General features: G+C 45.6%; 26 protein-coding genes and 3 pseudogenes. 26 read left to right on the top strand and 3 right to left on the bottom strand.

What is annotated here, in order from left to right; genetic code table 11:
- Nucleotides 1–65 precede the first annotated feature (65 nt).
- The 18 genes from ACO0K2_RS17480 (at nucleotide 66) to ACO0K2_RS17395 (ending at nucleotide 13,490) form a co-directional block, all read left to right on the top strand.
- On the top strand, nucleotides 66–878 hold the full coding sequence (locus tag ACO0K2_RS17480; RefSeq protein WP_423021190.1) for an ankyrin repeat domain-containing protein: 813 nt from the start codon (nucleotides 66–68) through the stop codon (nucleotides 876–878).
- Nucleotides 875–1,246 carry a hypothetical protein gene (locus ACO0K2_RS17475; RefSeq protein ID WP_423021188.1) on the top strand — a complete coding sequence of 124 codons (372 nt, stop codon included), beginning with the start codon at nucleotides 875–877 and terminating at the stop codon, nucleotides 1,244–1,246. The genes ACO0K2_RS17480 and ACO0K2_RS17475 overlap by 4 nt, the downstream gene beginning before the upstream one ends.
- A gap of 170 nt (nucleotides 1,247–1,416) precedes the next feature.
- Complete coding sequence (locus ACO0K2_RS17470; protein WP_423021186.1) at nucleotides 1,417–1,614, top strand: hypothetical protein; 198 nt, start codon at nucleotides 1,417–1,419, stop codon at nucleotides 1,612–1,614.
- A gap of 118 nt (nucleotides 1,615–1,732) precedes the next feature.
- Nucleotides 1,733–1,978 carry an RHS repeat-associated core domain-containing protein gene (locus ACO0K2_RS17465; RefSeq protein ID WP_423021184.1) on the top strand — a complete coding sequence of 82 codons (246 nt, stop codon included), beginning with the start codon at nucleotides 1,733–1,735 and terminating at the stop codon, nucleotides 1,976–1,978.
- A 467-nt stretch (nucleotides 1,979–2,445) separates the two neighbouring features.
- Nucleotides 2,446–3,330, top strand: a complete 885-nt coding sequence (locus ACO0K2_RS17460) for a hypothetical protein (protein WP_423021182.1) — start codon at nucleotides 2,446–2,448, stop codon at nucleotides 3,328–3,330.
- 298 nt (nucleotides 3,331–3,628) lie between these two features.
- On the top strand, nucleotides 3,629–4,069 hold the full coding sequence (locus ACO0K2_RS17455) for a hypothetical protein (RefSeq protein WP_423021180.1): 441 nt from the start codon (nucleotides 3,629–3,631) through the stop codon (nucleotides 4,067–4,069).
- 544 nt (nucleotides 4,070–4,613) lie between these two features.
- Entirely contained in the window at nucleotides 4,614–5,168 is a 555-nt protein-coding gene (locus tag ACO0K2_RS17450; RefSeq protein ID WP_423021178.1) for a hypothetical protein, read from the top strand.
- Nucleotides 5,152–5,556, top strand: coding sequence for a hypothetical protein (locus tag ACO0K2_RS17445; protein WP_423021176.1), 405 nt, complete (start codon nucleotides 5,152–5,154; stop codon nucleotides 5,554–5,556). Before ACO0K2_RS17450 ends, ACO0K2_RS17445 begins: the two co-directional genes overlap by 17 nt.
- A 268-nt stretch (nucleotides 5,557–5,824) precedes the next feature.
- Nucleotides 5,825–6,247: a hypothetical protein gene (locus ACO0K2_RS17440; RefSeq protein ID WP_423021174.1), complete on the top strand. Its 423-nt coding sequence runs from the start codon at nucleotides 5,825–5,827 to the stop codon at nucleotides 6,245–6,247.
- Nucleotides 6,248–6,359: 112 nt separating this feature from the next.
- A complete protein-coding gene (locus ACO0K2_RS17435) occupies nucleotides 6,360–6,788 on the top strand; it encodes a lysozyme (RefSeq protein WP_423021172.1) in 429 nt (142 codons plus the stop codon).
- A gap of 6 nt (nucleotides 6,789–6,794) precedes the next feature.
- Nucleotides 6,795–7,244 (top strand): hypothetical protein, encoded by a 450-nt coding sequence (locus ACO0K2_RS17430; protein WP_423021170.1) that lies wholly within the window; start codon nucleotides 6,795–6,797, stop codon nucleotides 7,242–7,244.
- Nucleotides 7,245–7,498: 254 nt separating this feature from the next.
- On the top strand, nucleotides 7,499–7,894 hold the full coding sequence (locus ACO0K2_RS17425) for a hypothetical protein (RefSeq protein ID WP_423021168.1): 396 nt from the start codon (nucleotides 7,499–7,501) through the stop codon (nucleotides 7,892–7,894).
- 19 nt (nucleotides 7,895–7,913) lie between these two features.
- Nucleotides 7,914–8,210 (top strand): hypothetical protein, encoded by a 297-nt coding sequence (locus ACO0K2_RS17420; protein WP_423021166.1) that lies wholly within the window; start codon nucleotides 7,914–7,916, stop codon nucleotides 8,208–8,210.
- Nucleotides 8,211–8,249: 39 nt separating this feature from the next.
- Complete coding sequence (locus ACO0K2_RS17415) at nucleotides 8,250–8,813, top strand: hypothetical protein (protein ID WP_423021164.1); 564 nt, start codon at nucleotides 8,250–8,252, stop codon at nucleotides 8,811–8,813.
- Nucleotides 8,814–9,158: 345 nt separating this feature from the next.
- Nucleotides 9,159–9,416 carry a hypothetical protein gene (locus ACO0K2_RS17410; RefSeq protein WP_423021162.1) on the top strand — a complete coding sequence of 86 codons (258 nt, stop codon included), beginning with the start codon at nucleotides 9,159–9,161 and terminating at the stop codon, nucleotides 9,414–9,416.
- Between the two features lie 125 nt (nucleotides 9,417–9,541).
- Nucleotides 9,542–12,112, top strand: a complete 2,571-nt coding sequence (locus ACO0K2_RS17405; protein ID WP_423021160.1) for an RHS repeat-associated core domain-containing protein — start codon at nucleotides 9,542–9,544, stop codon at nucleotides 12,110–12,112.
- Nucleotides 12,099–12,494 (top strand): hypothetical protein, encoded by a 396-nt coding sequence (locus ACO0K2_RS17400; protein WP_423021158.1) that lies wholly within the window; start codon nucleotides 12,099–12,101, stop codon nucleotides 12,492–12,494. The genes ACO0K2_RS17405 and ACO0K2_RS17400 overlap by 14 nt, the downstream gene beginning before the upstream one ends.
- A gap of 315 nt (nucleotides 12,495–12,809) precedes the next feature.
- Nucleotides 12,810–13,490 (top strand): hypothetical protein, encoded by a 681-nt coding sequence (locus tag ACO0K2_RS17395; protein WP_423021156.1) that lies wholly within the window; start codon nucleotides 12,810–12,812, stop codon nucleotides 13,488–13,490.
- A 201-nt stretch (nucleotides 13,491–13,691) separates the two neighbouring features.
- On the opposite strand, the gene ACO0K2_RS17390 is transcribed toward ACO0K2_RS17395, so the two are convergent.
- A complete protein-coding gene (locus ACO0K2_RS17390) occupies nucleotides 13,692–14,507 on the bottom strand; it encodes a hypothetical protein (RefSeq protein ID WP_423021154.1) in 816 nt (271 codons plus the stop codon).
- Between the two features lie 554 nt (nucleotides 14,508–15,061).
- Between ACO0K2_RS17390 and ACO0K2_RS17385 the strand changes: the two genes are divergently transcribed.
- Complete coding sequence (locus ACO0K2_RS17385; protein WP_423021152.1) at nucleotides 15,062–15,331, top strand: MafI family immunity protein; 270 nt, start codon at nucleotides 15,062–15,064, stop codon at nucleotides 15,329–15,331.
- Between the two features lie 128 nt (nucleotides 15,332–15,459).
- On the opposite strand, the pseudogene ACO0K2_RS17380 reads toward ACO0K2_RS17385, so the two are convergent.
- Nucleotides 15,460–15,792 (bottom strand): annotated as a pseudogene (locus ACO0K2_RS17380) (transposase); the annotation flags it as partial.
- Nucleotides 15,793–15,884: 92 nt separating this feature from the next.
- On the opposite strand from ACO0K2_RS17380, the pseudogene ACO0K2_RS17375 reads away from it, so the two are divergent.
- From ACO0K2_RS17375 to ACO0K2_RS17345, 7 genes and pseudogenes are all read left to right on the top strand, one after another.
- A pseudogene (locus ACO0K2_RS17375) lies at nucleotides 15,885–16,133 on the top strand (transposase); the annotation flags it as partial.
- Between the two features lie 308 nt (nucleotides 16,134–16,441).
- Nucleotides 16,442–16,735, top strand: a complete 294-nt coding sequence (locus ACO0K2_RS17370; protein WP_423021150.1) for a hypothetical protein — start codon at nucleotides 16,442–16,444, stop codon at nucleotides 16,733–16,735.
- A complete protein-coding gene (locus ACO0K2_RS17365) occupies nucleotides 16,732–17,643 on the top strand; it encodes an ankyrin repeat domain-containing protein (RefSeq protein ID WP_423021148.1) in 912 nt (303 codons plus the stop codon). The genes ACO0K2_RS17370 and ACO0K2_RS17365 overlap by 4 nt, the downstream gene beginning before the upstream one ends.
- 191 nt (nucleotides 17,644–17,834) lie before the next feature.
- Nucleotides 17,835–18,245 (top strand): M23 family metallopeptidase, encoded by a 411-nt coding sequence (locus tag ACO0K2_RS17360; protein WP_423021146.1) that lies wholly within the window; start codon nucleotides 17,835–17,837, stop codon nucleotides 18,243–18,245.
- Between the two features lie 61 nt (nucleotides 18,246–18,306).
- The gene (locus ACO0K2_RS17355) at nucleotides 18,307–18,645 is read left to right on the top strand and encodes a hypothetical protein (protein WP_423021144.1); all 339 of its coding nucleotides are present in this window, start codon (nucleotides 18,307–18,309) and stop codon (nucleotides 18,643–18,645) included.
- Between the two features lie 231 nt (nucleotides 18,646–18,876).
- Nucleotides 18,877–19,212, top strand: coding sequence for a hypothetical protein (locus tag ACO0K2_RS17350; protein WP_423021142.1), 336 nt, complete (start codon nucleotides 18,877–18,879; stop codon nucleotides 19,210–19,212).
- 381 nt (nucleotides 19,213–19,593) lie between these two features.
- On the top strand, nucleotides 19,594–20,094 hold the full coding sequence (locus ACO0K2_RS17345; RefSeq protein ID WP_423021140.1) for a hypothetical protein: 501 nt from the start codon (nucleotides 19,594–19,596) through the stop codon (nucleotides 20,092–20,094).
- A gap of 44 nt (nucleotides 20,095–20,138) precedes the next feature.
- Here ACO0K2_RS17345 and ACO0K2_RS17340 read toward each other — a convergent pair.
- Nucleotides 20,139–20,409 (bottom strand): annotated as a pseudogene (locus ACO0K2_RS17340) (Tn3 family transposase); the annotation flags it as partial.
- Nucleotides 20,410–20,451: the final 42 nt, after the last annotated feature.

Raw genomic sequence — 20,451 nt, 5'->3', positions numbered from 1 at the left:
CTTGGAGCGTTAGGTTTTCACGGTATGGGCAGTATGCTAGATGCGTTGGAAGGAAGGCCATGATCATGAATAAAGCAGTGTACACAGTAATACTAAACGTGCTTTTGCTCGTTACGTTGCCATCATGCGCAGAAGAGAGTTTCAAAAATATAGACTCAGCCGAAAAAAAACGAAACGAAGACGCGAGTGGAGAGCTGGTTGCATTTATGCCCTTGGATGTGATGTTTCCTGATGCCTCAGTTCGTGCCTTGGCTAAGGCCGCTGGTGAAGGGAATATCACGAAAGTCGATCAATTGGTGAAAGAAGGAGTGAGTGTTAATTCCAAGGGAACCAAAGGTGCAACGCCGCTGTTTTGGGCTATGCACAATTATAATGGCTTCAAGAGACTGCTGGAATTGGGAGCCGATCCGAATGTTGTGTTTGGTCATGGTGACGGGGGAAGTGTAGTTCATTCGGCCGTCACTACCAAAGATGAACGGTTCCTAAAAACAGTGCTTCAATATGGTGGAAACCCTAATCTCATTGATAATCAATTTGGGTACACTCCACTCTTTTCCGCGCTAGATGTAGGAGTTGAAGCCATCGATATACTTCTCAAAGACGGTGCTGATATAAACGCAAAAGATCGCTTCGGAAATACATCGGCAATGGTTGCTGCCGGCACAGGAAGATTCGAAATCGTTTATGAATTGCTTCAGCGCGGGGTGGATTATCAGGCCAAGAATAAGAATGGGAAGACTCTCGCGAACCGGGTGGAGTCTCTAATGGGTGCCATGGATCCTAAGCACGAATCGGCGCAGTGGATGGGGAAAGTTATTGAATGGCTTCGGATCAAAGGAGTGAACGTTTCGCAAAAGGAGTCGAGTCTAAGAAAATGATGATAAAAGGGACCGTGCTCGACTTAGCAGGAACACAGCGCGGTAGCCTGATGTTGTGGCAAGCCACAGCCCAGGATGCGTCTAACTGTTCTAGCCAGATTGCATTAGGCACTAGTTTAGTGCAACAGCTGAAATACAATCCTTATACTGGTCGTTTAGATACCGGCTTGTTAGTTCAATCTGGAAGTAATCTGGTGCGTTTGCAAGAAGGCAATCAGTATGATTCTCTGGGTAATGTGTTGCATCGGAAGACTAAATTTCAAAGAATCCGAACGAGTCATGATGAGCGAACGATTTGTTCACTTATGCGGACTTTGCCCGAACAAACGGTGATAAGGCCGTCTCTAGTCTTGATTACGTTAATGTAATAAGTACGACCGGAAATCTACCGCCCGATTTCATCTTGGCTTTTGGGCGTCTCATGTGTCCGGAATTCACGGTTATAAAGGACCGCGTTTTCCTGGCAGAGCTGTTTAGTCGGGAGCGTTTTGAGGAATTGAAGGTGAGCCACGGCGGTAGCGGCGCAGCGCAGTTTTGGATGAACTTGCTTGAAATCATAGGAGTGTTTGAAAAGCTGAATCTTGAGCAAGCCATTTTGATGGCAAATTTACTGGAGCAAAGCTGGAATCGAAAGCTGGAACATGAATTTGGGAATGACTGTGAAAAAGCACGTGTGATTTACGATCAAGAGGCAGACGAAGTCTTCGTTGTTATTGGGCAGCCTGCTGTCGAATGAGTGATTATGAGATTTAGCTATGACCAATAAATTCAAGTAGGACGACAGGGGCAACATGTAAGAGCCCACATCGCTGGGAGGAGTGCGCTCTTTTTAAAATCGATATTCGCTCATTCACATGAATGGGCGGGCGTATGATCCGCTGGTGGGCCGGTTCATCAGTGGGGATTCGTTGGTTCAGGATTCGGCGAATGGGCAGAACTACAATCGGTATAGTTATGTGCTCAACAATCCGACGAATTTGACTGATCCGACTGGGTTTAATTGGTTATCAGAATGTACACCTGGTCGAAAGGAAATATCTACTTTTGCACAGGGGATTCCATACCTCGGAGAGATTCAAAAGCTCAAGAAAAGATACTAAAAATAGCGGAACAACAGGTACTGCTGTGAGTCGTGGAACTGAACCGAGTGCTGACACGACAAACAGTCCAAGTGTCATGGATGGCGTCGTAAATCAGCAGGCATTGAAGGCTGGAACATGCTCATCGCCTACCATAGCTTGTTCCCAACAAAATGAAAGATATGCCACAGCAGACTCTGTAAGAGTGAAAGCCGATGCGATAGAACCATTTACATTAGGCGAAAGTACTTTTGCGGCAGTTGTTACTGCCAATGCCGCAGAGACCGCACAAACATATCGCTTCTGGAAAACCTGATGCAGATCCGATAGTTAGCGTAACAGTTACTGAAGTGCTTGGAGATAAGACAGCAAGGAAAGTCGCAGGGCACAAAAAATTTAAGAAATAACTGGCTGAGTACCAGCCCGCTTTTCGAACAAAGTTTTGAATAAGGTTGATCCAATTGGACCTAACAGGAGTTATTCGCTAAATGAAAAATACTGAGTACTTCATCGATGAGGACGAGAATGGGTTCGGTCGTTGCTTAGTCCTAACTGATTTGTGGCGTGATGAATTTGCGCAGGTAATGATTTCAAATAAAATCTCAAACCTTCGACTAAGTAGTTCTGCCGGATGGTCGGGTAAAGACATTTCTTTTATATCTACTCTCGAATTTCTAACTGGGATCGAAATATATAGCTGGAATATAAAAGATATTTCTCCTATTTTTGAAAATAAAAATTTACGGTTCATTGGACTGCAATGTGAATTTACGTCACCGGCCGATTTTTCGAAATTGGAAAAGCTTGAAGTCTGCAAAGTATTTTGGAGAAATAAGATTGATGGCTTATTTTCCTGTCGCATGCTTCGACATCTAAATATTGTTGAATACCCATTCGAGAGTTTGCGGGAATTATCGGAACTAAATGCTTTGCAAAGACTGCAATTATCTTCAAAGAAATTGTCGACCCTTTCCGGAATGGCGAGTTTGACTTCATTGAAAAATCTTGATTTGGCAAATTGTTCAAATTTGGTTGATGTTTCTGAGTTAAGCAAATGCATCGATTTACAAACACTAGAGATCAATGGCTGCAAAAAAATCTGCGCCTTTCCAGACAGTCTTTGCTTACCCGTATTGAAAGAAGTAGTTTTAGTTGATTGCGGAAAAATAGTGTCATTGCGCCCTTTTTCTAACTGTAAGAAACTCACAAAATTACGGGCTACCGGTGACACCGTAATTACCGATGGTAATTTTGATTTTATGCTTGAGTATCCAGTTATCGAGGATATCTGGTACGCAAGCAAGTCGCATTACTCAATATCGAGAGAGCTATTAAAGAAGAAACTCCAAGAAAAGCAATTGCGGACCTCCTAATATCCTTGTGGGATCAGACGTTGACATACGACGACGCTTAAAACTAATACCACAAACAGCGAATCAATTGAGACGGTAGCGAGGTGGGCAGTACGGAGTAGATATGCGTTGAAATTAAAATCAAGGGCGCTCGGCTCTTTCGCAACAGAACAATATGCGAATATCAGAAACTTTTTAGCTATGGCAATAAGCTCGGAAAGCCAGCGGAGCAATTACTTAAAGAAAAAGGTAGCTGGGTGAAAGTTCTCGAATCTGTTGGGGAAACAAGTAAGTTTTATAATAAATTGGCGAATTAGACATGAAAACTTTGGCATATTGGGCAAGTCAAGTCTGGAGTATTAGTTTGTTTGTAGAGGAGGGTAAGTTTAGACGTAAATTATTAATGTGGCGGCCTTTGATTGGAAATAGTGGCTGGGCTTGTCATTCAAATAGAAAATGGTTTGCAGTTTACAGGAATGGGGATGATTTGATTTTTCGTTGTAATACGTGGAGTTGTAGAGTTGATGAATCCTATAGCTGCCATCTCAGCAATGAATTTTCAAATGAAAATGTTTTTTCATTAAACAAATCTGGGGTGTGCGTATTTAGTCATAAATATAAAACGTCAAAATGGCTGGAAAAAATTGACCCTACATTTGATGAAATAGATAGAGAAAGTAACGACTTCTTTTATTGGTTGCATAAGTTGTGGAATGATATAGATCAAATTAAATTGATTACTATGAGGCTGAGTCCGTGACGTTGTGAGAGAGACTGTTATAAATTTTATGTGTAGGGCACAGTATGTCAGCAATTGAAAGGTCTAGCCAATCCAAGGCAACTTCACCTACGATGACAACGGCAACCTCACCACCGGCGCAGGACGCAGCATCACCTGGACCAGCTACGACATGCCCGTACAAATCCAGCGAGGCACCATCACCGCCCGCTTCCTCAGTGGCGACCCATTAATCCAAGACCCGAATAACGGACAGAACTATAATCGCTGCAGCTATGTGTTGAATAACCCGACGAACTTAACGGATCCGACCGGGTTTAGCGATGCGCCGATTGATAAAGAACTAAAGAAATCCAACACACTGATAGGATCACACCTGCCTCGCTACGTACCAGGTAACTTAAGCTGTGACGTTGATTGTCCGACTTCAAGATTTGGGGCAGGGGCGAGTGCCGGGGCCAGTGGGCGATCGTAGAATGAGGGGGGTGCGGCTGCTAAGGCGACAAACAGTGAAAGTAAGCGAGTACCCGAAGCTTTATCTGGTGGTAGGATTTTGGGTTCGACTATGCCAGTTGATTCAGGCCATTCACCGAAATCATTTGAAATTTTAGCTCTTCAGAAAGATTTTGATTCAGCATGGAGCCGTAGTTTCCCTGGAGGGAAAAGCCAAGAACAGGGATACGTTTTAGTTTGGGGCCCAGATGGTAACTTACATGCAGTGAACGGAGGTAGTGGGACAACTGGAACTTTTACCCCTAATTTTAATGTTGAAAGCGGGTATACAATTTATGGGATGTTTCATACTCATTCGTATAGTGTCGCGGAAGGTGGATATACTGGTGTTTCATTGAGTGGGGCAGACATAGCGAACTTGATTAATGATTCACGTCGGCAGATCTCGGTAGTTCAAAGCGGCAGTTTGCAGTTCTTAATGTTAAAAACCGAAGCAACACCATTATCGGTTAATCGATCTGCAATGAACAATTCTGAAAATGCGGCAATTTCGAACTTCGTAAGTGGAGGGATGAATTTTAGCGAGGCAAGTAGAGTAGCGGCTGTCAATACTGCCCGTCAAAATGGCTTGGCATATTATGAGGGGAGCAATGGTGTCTTTATTTGAACATTTCCGTAAAATCGTGCTGTTAGGAAGTTTGCTCTTTTCTTTGACTATCGGCGCTGGTTGTCAGGGAAGTTTTGCGATGGTACAGAGCAATGATTCATGTGCGATTATGAAGCGTTATTCTGAAAACAAAATACTTCTGGATGAAGGAAATTTGTTGATTGAAAAAAAGGAATATTTGCAAGCCATTGAATTGTTTGATCGAGGTATTGCATCGATTGGACAATCTTACAGCATCGAAGGAGTTGAAGACGACACAGAGATGAAATTTGGTTTGTCAAATATCGAGAAATCGAAAGGTTCATTTGAGATTTCAGCAAACTTGAAGAGTTCAGTATTTTCAGCACGTCTACAAGAATTTCTAAATGGTAGAAAGTGTAAAAGCTAATCGCTTCAGCTATCAAAGCGTCAAGGAATTGATGCAACACACACGGGATCGGGGACTGGAGCCAAGCTGATTCGTGATTGTGCAAGCGAAGCGTGCGTGGTAAACGGAGTACGTTACAAGAGCAATTTCGATATTCCAAGCAATGAGCCGGTGCAGTTAATTGGTGCCGACGGAAAGCAGGTTTTAGATAGTGCCGGACAACCGATGAACGGCCCCTCTAGGGAGCACCTTGACAAGGTTACCGAATCCAGCAATTTGGGACAATGAAATGAACCGTAAGTTACTAATTATTTTGTCGTGTGGCCTGTTTTTTGTTGGGGCATTGTTTTTTGCCATATCGTATTTTTCCACATTAATTTTTGGTGAGAATCCAAAGAAAAGTTGCGGTACGAAGATACTCAATTCTATTTCAATTGGGGATGGTAAGACCACGATATCTGTTGAAGATGAAGTGTGTGACGGTGGTCTGGTTGTATCCGGCTCATTTAAAGTCCTTTTGCGGTATCGAGAGCAAGAGCGTGCCGTCGAAAAGGTCTTGCTGGTTGCGAATAATATCGGATCTAATTCAAATGCCCCTGAGGTCAAAGTGTTAGCGCCGTTCGCAGTGATAGTTATTGCGCAAAAGGATATGGTGCTCGAGAAAGGGCCAGTCGACGTTCGTGGGATACGATTCACTTACGAACTTAAGTAACAAGCCCCAAACAGCGGAAGTAGTACTGAACGGCGTCCAGCCAGTGACCTTACTTTCAGTGATCAAGGCAAGTATCTGCTCAAAGGTGTTGAGAAATTGCGGCTTGAACCTTATGACGATCAAACAGGTAAGAAAATTGATCATTGGGTCAAGGGGGGCGACTGTTGGGTACGGGAAATTGATTTCCGAAGAAGAATGGCCACTCTACAAAGATGGTGTTACTCAAGAGCAGGCGGATAGGATGTTCAATAGCAAGCTTAACCCAGTACAGTCCGATGTTCAGACACGTGTTACGGCCAAGGTTACGCAATATGAGTTTGATGCATTGGTTATATTTGACTACAACATTGGGTCGCCTGCATTTCAGACTAGCTCTGCGCTTAAATTAGTCAACAATCCAAATGCAACAACAAATTACTCGTCTCTAGAGGATGCATGGAAGGCGTTCACTAAGTCACAAGGTAAGGAGAATAAGGGGCTGATTCATCGACGGGATTCCGAGTGGGATATTTACTCTAATAATGTTTATAAGGGATGGTGATCTAAAATGAAAAAATTAATTCTATTGGTTTTTTTTACATCATTGCCTCTTAGTAATGAGGCTTTTGCCTTCGATACATCATATTTTGGAAAGTATGGTGTATATGATATACGAGATGTGGGGGGGGGAATTGCTTCTGATGACGTAATAGAAAAGTGGAAAATATTTGGCATGTGTGTAAGTCATGCTAAGTTCTCCGTTCGGTCAGTTTTTGTTGAAAATCCAAGATATGGTATTAGCCTAATTAATTTAAAGGTTGATAGCGAGGTGGATGATAGATCGATGCCATACTCGTATGGGGTGGAAATTGATAGGAATCCAATTAGGGTTCTTGGTGTATATAGGAAAAAAGATAAAGAAGCATATGTTAGATTTGAATTTATATCTCAAAATAGGTTGGTTGAAATTTATGATGGGAGATTGTTCTTTTATAGAAAAGTTTCTGATAAGTGTTGATTTGACAGCCAGTCATAAAAATGGGGGGTACTCGGCGACGTCTCCACTCGTGGCTTTAAAGTCCAAAGGTAATGCATCACTTTTTCTGGTCAATTGTCTTGCATAAATGGCCGGGGTCAAGCCACAAACAGTGGAGGCGTTGTTGAGCAAGTCACTACAGCTATTGAAAATGGGTTAACGACTGCTAATGATTTTATTACTTCTGGTAGGTTGTTAATGGTCTCTCTGGGTTTGGGGATACTGTCTCATTTAATTTGACATCCAAACTTCGAGATGCTACTGATATCGGAAGTGTCGATAAAAATTCTGACTCATATAATGCTGGAGAAAATACTGCGACTATTTATAGTCTTTCATTTGGTGGGGTGCATTTAGGTAAAAATGTATTATTCCAGATGGGGAAAACGGGTGGTCTCGAATTGGGTTTGAGTCGTTTGTTCAATGATCCTCGAAAGTGGGGAACTGTTCGAGATACTTGGAGTAAGGCTGCAGGGAATGGAACTCGTTGGCTAAAAGAGAACGGACAGAGTTTGCATCATTGGCTTATTCCGCAACGAGTTCTCCAAGTCAATGCTGGATTTAATTATATGCCGATAAGTGCAGGCTTTAATAGTTGGATGAATGGTTCACATGAATGGGCGGGTGTATGATCCGCTGGTGGGGCGGTTCATGAGTAGTGATCCGTTGGTTCAGGATCCGACGAATGGGCACAACTACAATCGGTATAGTTATGTGCTCAACAATCCGACGAATCTGACTGATCCGACGGGGTTCACATATCAAGAATTGATGGAGTTTAAGTTTGAAAAGTTAATTACGCAATTTCAGAAGGCCTACGATGCTTTAACGAGTGAAGAGAAGCATCAAGTTGACACTGGTGCGCAAGGTACAAAAGTAGCCGCATTAAAAGCCTCTGGTGCGATTAAATCCAGTGACGGTACCAGCCAAACTAGTGCGAAGCAGTAAGCCCCAAACAGTGCGGGTCCTCAACTAGTTTCAAATCCAGTGGCGGGATGCACTGTTGGTCCTTGTCGGTCAGCCAATGAGACTTATCAGGAATCTTCGTTAATTAAGCAAGATGCTTTAGGAACACTTAAAGTTGTCGGAGGCAGGGTATCAGCATTTGGTGGTGGATCCATATGTACATTAGGCTTTGGATGCGTTGTCGGTGCGCCAATGGTTGCGATTGGTTTAAGCGAAGTCAGGCAAGGCGGTACCATGCTGGCCGATGCTATAAGTGGTAATAGTTCAAACGGTGACAACCCTCTAAGAAAATATTCTGTTCGGACCTTTGGTGCAAAATTAGGAAATGCGCTCTACGATGGTACAGCTCTCATTACTGGTGTGGTCGGGCTCGCAAGAACTGTTTCCGTTGTCATGGGAGTTGCCGATAACATGAATAGACCGCTGTCGATATTTGGTGCAACAACAACGGTATGGAATAAAGCAAAATATGTACCCTTAACCAATACCCTCATATCGATTCCTTTTATGCAGACAAGTTATGAGTTAACAAATATTTATAAGGCGAGCGTTGTTGTGCGAGATTTGAACAATGAGTCTAAATAAGATGCGTATTTTTATAGAACAATTACGACAATGGCTTGTAGTCATGGGGGTAACTCTTTGCGCTTCATCGTTTTATGCGGTGATTCCCGCAGCACTCGTTCGGTATTTTTTTGACCTAGATCCGGAAGTTTATGGATGGAAATTAGCGTTATTTATCTGGTTGCCGATTTTTAGTGTACTTGCGATATTCTTTTACCCGCGAGTCCGTAAGCACTTGGGATTCGATTGAAAATAGGGGCGCGTTGACGTTTCGCAGGAATAATAGCGACAAACAGTGCAGGCGGAACAACAAAAAATGACACGCCTACAGGATATGAGCGCGGCGGAAAATATGAACTAAATCCAATGGGTGACCCCGTTAATCCTAGCTCACCAGGTGTGGGCGCTGCTCAAATTGTTGCTTCATCTGTACTTGTAGCTGGAGTTGCGGCTGTTGCCCCAGAAGTTATTATTTGGGGTCATAGAATTGAAAAAGTCGGCGATAAACTAAATGATGGCCAATTGCCAAGCTTGAAGGAGCAAGCTAAAACCGTATCTCCGTTAGTACTGTCACTGGTCAGCCCGCACAGAATTTTGCTTACGATGCAGCAGGTAACATCCTGAGTAAGACAGAGGTCAGCAACGGTGCGAACTATGCTTATCCAGCACAGGGCCCAGGATCTCAGGCGCCACATGCGGTACAAAGCATTCCAGGAATTGGTAACTTCAGTTATGACCTCAACGGCAACATGACTGCAGGCGCTGGTAGAAACGTCACCTGGAACAACTTTGATATGCCGGTGCAGATATCGAGAACCACAGCAGCGGGCGGAACGGTCAGCAGCAGCTTTGTGTATGGGGCAGAACATCAGCGCCTAAGACAAGACAGAAGCGACGGTAGCAAAATCATTTACGCCGGTGCACAAGAAGTTGAAGTATCTGCTGCTGGTTTATCGACCGTTAAAACCTACTGGCCACATGGCATTGGGGTGGAGATTGACCGTCCGGGAGCAGCAACGACCGAACTGAACTGGGTACACCATGACCGTTTAGGAAGTCCTGTTGCAATTACGGATCAGAACGGTTCCCTAAAAGAAAAATTAGCATACGATGCTTGGGGTAAGCGCAGAAGTCTCGATGGAAGCAGTATTGCCGATAGCATTGTAGGAGTAACCGACAACAAAGGCTTTACGGGTCACGAGATGTTGGAGGCGTTGGAGCTGGTGCACATGAATGGGCGGGTGTATGATCCGCTGGTGGGGAGGTTCATGAGTGGTGATCCACACATAACTGATTTGATAAATGGCCAAAACCATAACAGGTACTCTTATGTCCTCAATAATCCGACGAATCTGACTGATCCTACTGGGTTTGACGTAGTCATAGTTACCGGTGATCGATGCTTAATTTGTAAAGCCTTGGAAGCAACTAGTGGAGTTTGGGAATACACTAAAGTAGCTGCAAAAAATGTCGAAAAAGCCGTAAGCCGCACAATACCCGTCGTAAAAAAAATTATTCCTGTTGCGATAAAGCGGGTAGTGAAGACCCAGGCTGTATTGGCAATACCTGGAGCTGGTGAAGTTCTCGATGGTTTGTTAACTGCTGATATAGTCTATGAAGCGAGCAAAGAGATCTATCAAGCTGCAACAAATGATGATACAAAGGACAACCTAAGCGCCGTCATTGACCCGACCAACAATCGTACCGACTTCAGCTACGATGCGCTTGGCCGTCTGCTTAGCAGTAGAAATCCGATGCAACTCAAAACCATCAACCAGTACGACAAAAAAGGCAACCTAACTGCAACCACCGACGCAAAACAGCAAACCACGACATTACTCTACGATGGGCTCAATCGTCTTAACAAGACCGGTTTTGCCGACGGCAACGCAACGACCTACAGTTACGATAGCGCCAATCGCATTTCTCTTATCAGCGACACCGGCAGTGGTAACATCAGCCGCAGTTACGATGCATTCGACCACCTCATCCGCGAAACTACCGCTCAGGGCAGCATCAGCTACAGCTACGATAGTGCTGGTCGGCGAACCGGCATGCAAATTACTGGACAAAGTCCAGTCAGTTACAGTTACGACGACGCTAGCCGGCTCACCCGCATCCAGCAAGACAATGCCATCGTCAGCTTCAGCTACGACGACGGCGACCGCCGTACCAGCATGACGCTACCCAACGGCATCGTCGCCAGTTATAGCTACGATCAGTCCTCCCAATTGAGTGCTATCGTCTACAACAAGTCTGACGGAAGCGTGATCGGTGACCTGCGATACAGCTACGACGCCGGCGGCCGCCGCATCGCAATCGAAGGTAGCCTGGCTAAATTCGACCTTCCTAGTAACGTCAACAGTAGCAGCTACGATACCCACAACAGACTGACTGCTTGGAACGGTAACACCCTCAGCTACGACCCCAATGGTAACTTGCTGAGCGATGGTCAACGTAACTATCTCTGGGATGCGCGCAACCGATTGAGCAACATAAGCGACAACAGTGGCAACACTAGCGCGAGCTTCGACTACGACGCATTACAAAGACGCATTGGGAAAACGATCGGGGGCCAGAAAACTGTCTACCTGTACGACGGTTACAACCCAGTGCAAGAGCTGAGCAATGCACAGGCGCAGGCTAACATCCTAGGCGGCTTAGGTATCGATGAAATTTTTCGCCGTACCGACAGCAACGGCAGCCGTGATTACCTGAGCGATGCCCTAGGGACGATCATCGGCTTAACCGATGGCAGCGGCGAACTCCGCACCCAGTACAGTTATACCCCATATGGTCAAACCAAGGTGCAGGGAGAAGAAAGTGGGAATGCGTTTCAATATACGGGGAGAGAAAACGATGGGAATGGTCTATATTATTACAGGGCTAGGTATTATTCGCCGGAGCTGAGCCGGTTTATCGCGAGCGACCCGATCGGGTTGAACGGAGGGGTAAATACATATGCGTATGTTGAAGGAAATCCGACATCGCTAATTGATCCGAGTGGTGAGCTGGGGTTGATCGGCTTTGGCATTGGTGCAGGGCTAGAAGTCGCGCAAGAGATGCTTTGGCAGCATAAGAGCTGGAGATGCGTCAACATCGGAAATGTTGTAATTTCAGGCGCAATTGGGGCAACGTCTCCAGGCCTATTCACAGTCGTAAAAAGTGGGTTAGGAAAGGAAGTTGCGGTCGCATTTGTAGGGTTTACTTTCAAAGATCTGGCTAAATGGCAAGGGATGATGATGTTTAACAAAACTTTATTAGATAAAGCGGCGGCGCGTGCCAAATGGACTATCGGGAGCGATTGTGAATGTTCGTAAAAATAAGGAAGTTGTGGTAAATACGAAAAATCGATCAATCAGAAAAATACTGGCTAACCAATACGTGATTTGCCTCTTGAGTGGCATGTTGGGGATCTCCGTTGCCGCTGCCGCGACAAATTGGGAAATGAGAGCGATGTGGCAGGAATGTCTTTCTGGTGGGGTGGCGGGACTTGCGCTAGGATTATTTTTTTTAATTGATATGAGAAATTATTCAAAAATAAAAAAAATGACTCTTAGTGGACTAGTTGGAACTATCGCCGGATTAGTATTTTCGGTGCTTCTTTCCGCATCAATGCCTCTAGTTCTAATTTCTGTACTTGCTGGTGCAATCCTTGGCTTCACGAGCGGTGTATGGATATATCATGTCAACTTGCCTTAGTGAAAGGTAACAATTCCTGGCGATACAAACAACGAAGGCGCTAAGGATGGCGAAAAGACCAGCAATCCTGACGGCCAGAAAACGGATGGGAATCAGAATTCGGTTCCAGACAAGCCTGACTTTAAAGTAACTGTACCTTCGGATAAATGGTGGAAAGATCAAGGGATTGATCCACATGAAATCAAGGATGGACAGGGCGATTCGCGGCGTAATCTTGGTGTCGATAAGAACGGTAATATTTGGAGCGTTGATCGTCGCGGATCAGGTAATCCACAGTACGAAGGCAATATTCAGAATTATCGGTAAGGGTGAGGTATGAATACGATTAGTTGGGAGAAGGACGCGAACGGCAGCTCCGCGATTGCAAAACAATCAAAGGATCGAAAGTTTATCTCGCCATCGGCATCAGCCTCGCTCGTAAAGGGACTAATGCATGAAGTCATAAACATCAGTGCTAGTTTCTCCGAAGATGATGTGATCGTCTTTTCACGGCTTGCAGGGATTTCAGCAATGGATGAGAAATCAGCTGCATTCTATGGATTGTACGTATCGAGTGGCATTGCTGATGGGCCTAACTATTGCATCAGGCGTTGTTCATGGAGTCGAGGTTTTGGCTCCATCGAAGATGTTTTGAAAGGGTTCTCTGCTCAGACAATGTTTTTCGATTTCAATGCCTTGCCATTTGAATTGCGTGAAATTGTTGAACGCGTGGATAGCCCGTCAAAAGATGAATATCAAATTTTCTCGCAGCCCGCTAGTGATGGTCGCTTTATCGGCAAGCATATCTGTTATTTTGTGGCAGATGACTTAAAAGATCTGTCCTGTAGTTACTCAGGGAAATCTTCGTCGAACCCTTCCGTCGAAAAGCTGTTTGATGGACTAGAGATAGTTTTCGATTCTCTCAGTGTGGAAGGTGCTATTTCGCCAGTGGTGGATAGTTTCAGGATCTCGTATGCTTTTCAGCACATTGCCGAGGTTTTGACACAAGGGTGTTGATGGCGGCAGCGATTTTTCGATTGGAATAGACTAGCAAAAAGCGGTTTTGCATGGCGCGGATTCTGCCGGCGTGGCCCTGGTGACAGGGCCGCGCAGCAGGTCAACGATGTGCAGCCGCAGAGGTCTACATGGGGGCTAAAGCGCCCCCATACCCTGCCACATTCCCGATGTGGCAACTGAGCCCACGTCGACGGCTGGCGCTTACTTTTTGGCTTGATCCGGCGCGATGGATTCTTCCATGAACTGGCGGATGTCGGGCGGCAGGTTTTTATCCTTGAGGCGATCAGCGATGGCGCGGGTAATTTCGTTGCCACGCACACGCATCTGCTTTTCAAATTCCTGTTCTATCTCCTCCTTGGAGATATCAATCTCTCCACGCTCGATGTAGCCCTTGCGCTCCATGAGGCGCGAGAACACGGCCCGCAGGCTCCTGCGGGTGGCTTCCAGTTCATCGACATTGCTGGCAATACCGAGGGTCTGCCACAGGCCCAGCCACCCCTGCGCGTGCGCGTTTCCGATGACCCGCCGGAATTGATCGATTGGCATCTGGTCTTCTGCGTTCATGTATCGCTGTAGGGTGCGTGAGGTGAACTTCACCTTCTTCTCAGCCAGACCGAGCTTGTTAATCAAGTCGTCATTTGTCACGCATGGATGCTTGCAGTCGTCGCAGACATAGTCAGAGGTGAGCAGATATGGACCTTTGCGCTCATCCATATCAAGCGGGTAAGACGGAATATCCGGGTCAGGTGGATATGGATCGGTCTGCGACCACTTCTCACACTTGATGGTGTCCGGCGCGGCCTTGCGGCACGCGGTGGTGCGGATGTAGCGCAGCGTGGATGTCGTAAAGCTGGCCGGCAGCGTGTTGCGAATCTGCTTGGGTTTGCGCTTTAGCCAATCGTTGATGACGCGGTCAAACGCCCATGTGAAGTTACCCATCCAAACCATTTTTACCTCTTTTAAAAATCCCCAGGAATTCGTCCGGTCAAGCGCAACGCGCATCTCCACAATCGTCATGTGCTTCGCAGTCACACAAGCATATGGCGTTTCAAGCACCTAAAGCAAGGCTGGCAGAGCCGTTTTTATTCAAGACGGAAGAGCGAGAACTACACACCGGACGCAATGCTGCGCATAGCGGCAAAGTCCCAGGCCATCAGGCTTGCGGCCCGAAACGGTAGTGCCAAGCAGGCGCATACGAAACGAAACAAGTAAACGAAATCAAGGAGTTAGGTATGATACAAACAGCGGAGATAAACCGAATCTGCTTGACGACAAGGGTGAGACGCACGTCCTTGACGGAGACGCTACTGGAGGTGGTCACCGCTCAGGAACAGGCAAACCCGGGAAGAGCGAGTTTCCATCCGATTGGTCTGATGATAAGATTAAGGGTGAGATTTCCGATGTGGCTACTGACCCTAATTCAACCAGGACGCCAGGCCGGGGGGGCGAACCATCGTTCAAGGTACGCGGGATGGCATTGACATTACGGTGGTGGTCGAACCGGGTAGTAAGGGCGGTCGGATTGTCACTGGGTTCCCAACAAACGTACCAAGAAATCCAAAGTGATAAAAATGTCTGATTTTACTATTGTTGAATCTATATTTAGCCGACTCTTGTCGGCGCTGAATGGTGTGTTTTCCGTGTCCGAAATAGCGGAAGTCTCAGGGTTCGTGGATGTAGGGGAGTACGGACTTGCCTTGGACACGGCGGTTGATATTTTCGTTGAAGAGGAAAAAGTGGCATCGGACGATGTGATTGTTCTAGTGCAGTCGCTTGCTATTGCTATGGAGCTTCCTGCTGTTGAATATTCTGATCGCTTGCGAGCTGCAGATGGGGAGTAGTCTGGCGTGTAACCCTCCCGTAAAATCAAGCAGTGTCATTTGTACTTTGGTCGCCAAACCATTCATGCCAGAGCGCATATCGGTGACACCGGCTGCCAACCAGATGCGTGTTCCCGCCGGTAGGCCCATCATGGACGTAACATTCCCAATACGGCACGAACCACGGTCAGGTCGGCCTTGCCATCGAAACGCATCACTGCACCAGCGATCTGGATTTCAATCACACTTGGCTCAGTGGTCGCAGTTCTTTGAGCGACAACAGCATCAGGGCTGACAGTTGGATGCTCAGATGGTAAATGATGTGGATTATCGTCGACGATGGTGACTGGCAACATGGGCTGCCGATGCATTACGCCATCCAATCGGCTATCCCGTAACTCGCGACGCCATTTGAATAGCATGTTGACGTTAATGTCACTCTCTTGCGCTAGAAGGGAAACCGAAACCCCTGGTTCAGATGCACGCTGTGCAAGTTGCTTTCCCCCCTATGTCAGGATAGATGTCGCGTCAATGAATTCACATCAACCGTATTGGGGCGGAGTAAAGACATGCAGTGAATCGTTATCCAGCAGAACGCAAGGAGGCCATCCTTAAGCAGATGATGCCGCCAATGAATAAATCAGTTTCAGTATTGGCCCGTGAGAACGGCATAACGGAGCAAACACTCTATACTTGGCGACGAAATTTAAAATCGCAGGGAGTGCCGGTGCCAGGAAATGGAAAAAATGCCGAGGAATGGTCCTCGAACGACAAGTTTAGCGTTGTGCTGGAAACAGCCCACCTGAACGAGGCGCAGCTGGCAGTGGACTGACACCGGGACAGCGGAATTACCTTGAAAATTCGGTTGCCGGTCCAGGCGCTCCTAGTAGCCAACCTAGCGGTTGTCCGGAAGGTATCTAGTGTGTCACTGTCTCCGGACAGCGAACTGCTGTACAACAGGCAAAACTTGATAGGGTTGACGCGACTCTGGCCTTAAGCAAAACAACTGCGTTCCTGCATACCATTGCTCGCGCTGAGGGTGGTGCATATAATATCTACTACGGTGGCAAGCGATTCAATAGTTATGCCACTCATCCAGGTGTTGGCCAAAAAGGTACAACAGCGGCTGGTATGTACCAGATAACTGTTGCGACTTGGCGAGATTTTGGAAATCAACTCGGCTTGACGGACTTCTCCCCAGAAACACAAGACCGAATTGCAACTGCGATTCTAATGTCACTCAAAGTCGATATATTCCTTAAGAATAATGATCTTGGTGGTGCCTTATCTGAGGCGTCACGCCGGTGGGCCGCCTTGCCTCAGGGGCCAGACCTGCCAAATCGCCACCCACCTCAACCTTATATGCCATTCGATACGTTTAAAAAGAACTATGAGGAAGAGTTGCAACAAGGAGATCACAAGTGATAAAAACCTCAACATGCTTTGGACGTTTGATCTGTAACGTGTTCCTATTTCTTTTAACATTTCCGATAAGTTCGTTTGCTCAGAACAGTCAAAATGAGGTGCAATCAATTGACTGTCAGGGGATCGTGCGTTCACTTACGGCGCCTAATGACGAATACACTGTAACGGTTAAGAAACAGCTTGCTTCTGGTCAAAAAGTTGATTTAGAAGTAGCGATTTGGGATGGTGCGGATTTTTCAAAAATTCATTTGGAGAAAAATGATCGGGCCGCAGCGAGCAGATACGACAAGCAACTTAAACTTTTGATTGCGATAGCAGGAGACGATTCCAAGATAGTTACTAGTTTGTTGGAGCGTGGGGCGTCAACAAACTATCTGCCACCTCTATACTCCTATCCTTCCCCGCTATCTGTGGCCGCCGTTTGTAGCAAGAATCGACTCGCACAATATTTGGTGGAAAAAGGGGCGAATGTTAATTTGGAGTTCCCGTACGAGGTTTCTGGCGCTGAATTTCACAAATCAACTGCCTTGATTTGGGCCGCAGAGAACGGCAACGCCAATTTGGTTAAATATTTCTTAGAACACGGAGCCAACCCAGATGCACAAGAAACATCAGAAGTCGATGGAAAGGAAAGATTGGGGAGGACGGTATTGCTGGCATCCAGCGACAAAGCTGTGATTGAAATTCTTGCTGGCAGAGTGAAGAACATAGATGCCACAGCTGATGATGGTCGGAGTGCCCTCATTAATGCGGTCGCTCAGGGAAAACCAGAAATTGCGTGTGTTTTAATTGATCATGGGGCAGACTTGAATTTAAAGGACAAAAATGGATATTCTGCGTTGTCCATTGCGGAAATGAAGGGCATAGCTAGTCAAGTTCAGAGCTGCCAAAATCGTCACCGACGATGATTGAATGGCGTTGACTTCTGACAAAATAGAAATTAAATGCGACAAACAGTGTTCTTGGGAAAGAAGGAGGTCAATCTTCGCAAGGTGGTATTGGAGGAGATGGAGTCCCTAAATCGCAAATCAGCAGAGATAAAAACGGAAATTTGGTTCAGTCCAATGAGATCAAAGGCCCTTACAGCGATTGCAGTTGTTTGAAAACTACCTCCGTCTATGATGCCGCACGTGGAGATGCGTTTCATGCAGGCGTGGATGTTGCCCCAAAACGAGATGGAAAAGTAGTAAGTGACGCGAATGCACTGGCTGTTACAGATGGGATTGTGGTTCGTATTGGGGCTAGTGGATTTGGACCGAATGCGGTAATTGTAAAGACACCTGAAGGAAATAGGGCTGCATACGGTCATCTTGATTCCACAACTTTAAAGGTAAATGATCCGGTAAAGGTTGGCGACGTAATTGGGACTATTGGATCACAAGGATTTGAAATACCAAAAGGTGTTCTTGGAACTCATCTACATTTTGAAGTTATGACTGATCAATTATTTGGTGATAAAGCAATGTATCTCGGTGTTCTAAGGGCAAATGGGGTATACCAGAATAAATAGGTGAAGGAAGGCATTCAGAATCCTAAAGTGCGATTTTAAATATTGTTGAGTTGGAGACGCGATGATTAGATTTTTATTGATATTTTTTTTCTTCTCAACATTATCCTATGCGGATGATCGGGAGCCGCCTAAATTTTGCGTAAAAGATAAAGTAGATAAAATTCTCGATGGAGGAGCGTACATCATTTCAGTCAAAGGTTTAGCTTATCAGTTTTTAGGTCAAGACTTTATTGATCAAACCAAATGGCGACGTGGGCAGTCCATCGAGGTATGCAATGAAGTGAATCCCGATTTGAGCGATACCACCAAATTATTCAAGATCACAAATCTAAAGCGGAAAGAGTCACTCGTGGTAATGTCGATTGATCGAGAATTAATCTCAGAGAGTTTACATAAATAAAATTCAAAGAAATTGATGCGACAAAAAGTTAAAGCCCGGATGTCAAGATATTCCACTACGACTACACAAACTGGAGCCCGGCCGACAAAATTACGTCTCAAGATGCCTATGTCAACGGGATTCTGAACAATGAGACGGATGCAGAGCGTATAGCGGAAAGAGAATTGTGATGTGCGCATTTTGCGCAATAAATCCGATGCGCCAGAATGGGCAAATTTGAAGGATTTGCTTATGTCGTTACGTACACGGCAGGCTGATTTTAATAATAAGAACAAGAATGATACATCAATGAGCAGGCAGCAATGGCTAGATCCAATCGTGGTGACATTGAATGGAACTCCATGTATTGAAGAGTACGTAAAGATCGGAGACGATCCACGTGGGCGTTTAATTTATTATTTTCTTTTTAGTAATGATCCCGCCATTGAGATCGATTTATCTCTTATCGACAACAGTACCAGACCTGGGTTACCCAGGAGCGACTGGCGACCTCGTGCCGAAGCGCTTGTAGATAAACTGAAAGAAAAAATTAGATTTGAAGTGTTGCATGGGACAACGCGGAATTGATGCCCCAAACAGTGGAAATCCGGGCAGCACTGCTGAAGCCGCTAACACATCTGATCCCAACTCGGGTTGAACAAAGGTCATCCTTGCAGATGCGCAAAAGCTTGCAAACGATGGAAAATTGGTCGTAATGGCATGGAGTAATCAAGGTGGAAACGGCACTATGTTTCCGACAGGGAGTCTTCCTGCTTGGTTGAATAGTGGAAGTTGGAATCTAAAATGGTTTGCTACAAATGGGAGCCACACGGCCGAGCATCGTTGGATGAAATCTTTGGAGCGAACATGGCAATCAATCGTAAATCCAGGGACAACAAATATTCGTGCGGGTAGAGACTAGGTTAACCAATGATTTTTTGGGAATGCAGATTTTGAGGGGAGAGTCTGATGGTTTGGTATAGTATCCTAGGCATGCTTGCGATTCTTGCGTCATATACTTTTTATTCGATGCGGGAGCATAATTGTGCGGTAAAAAAGTTACCAGTTAAATTGAGTTCAAAATTTAAAATTGATGGACTTGCGATTGAGGATAGTAAATTTCAAATTGCTGAAATGGTCGATAGTGGAAGATTGATTGTAGCTTATGGTGAAAATACTTCTTCTAGTTTTTTTTCTAAGCTGGGTCCATTAACTCAACAATTCTTTACTCAGTATCCTAGCGTTTCAACTATAAATGGCGCTTGTCTGTTAGCAATTTCAGAGATTCGCCTCTCGGAATACGCCCAAGGATTTATTTCAATTGGACATAGTGAGGATTGGGATATTGTTCAATTGATGGGAGAGGACCAAATTTTTATAATTGAAGGTTCTGAACGAGATATTGAAGATTTTGAAGTGTCCTTTCCATCCATCTATCATTTCTTGATAAGTGAAACTAAACTTGGATAACTCGAAACAGCTCGGCAAGGTGTAATCAGTAGCGTGCGATGGCGCTAAAGGCCGTAAGGGGGGGGGCGTCTCAGAATACGGAAAAATCGTACGCTAAGACACTGAGGATGGACGTGCGGTCTGAACTTGCCTGCACCTGCCTTGGCCTGCTGCGCCAGGGGTAATCGCCGATAGGTTGATGCGTTCCCAGCCCAAAGGCGACATGTACTGCAACAGCGCCTCATCGACGACATGACCGCTGCCACGCAAGGCATGCGCTGAACGCTTCAAGTGGAACGTGTTCCACAAAACGACAGCTGCCGTCACTAGGTTGAGGGGTTCCATCGCATTAACTTTTAAAAAGACGAGTTTAAGCCG

The organism is Undibacterium sp. MH2W (assembly GCF_049340215.1).
Lineage (GTDB): Bacteria > Pseudomonadota > Gammaproteobacteria > Burkholderiales > Burkholderiaceae_D > Undibacterium.
The sequence above is the reverse complement of the archived record's forward strand: the minus strand, read 5'-3'. Positions and strand labels throughout refer to the sequence as shown.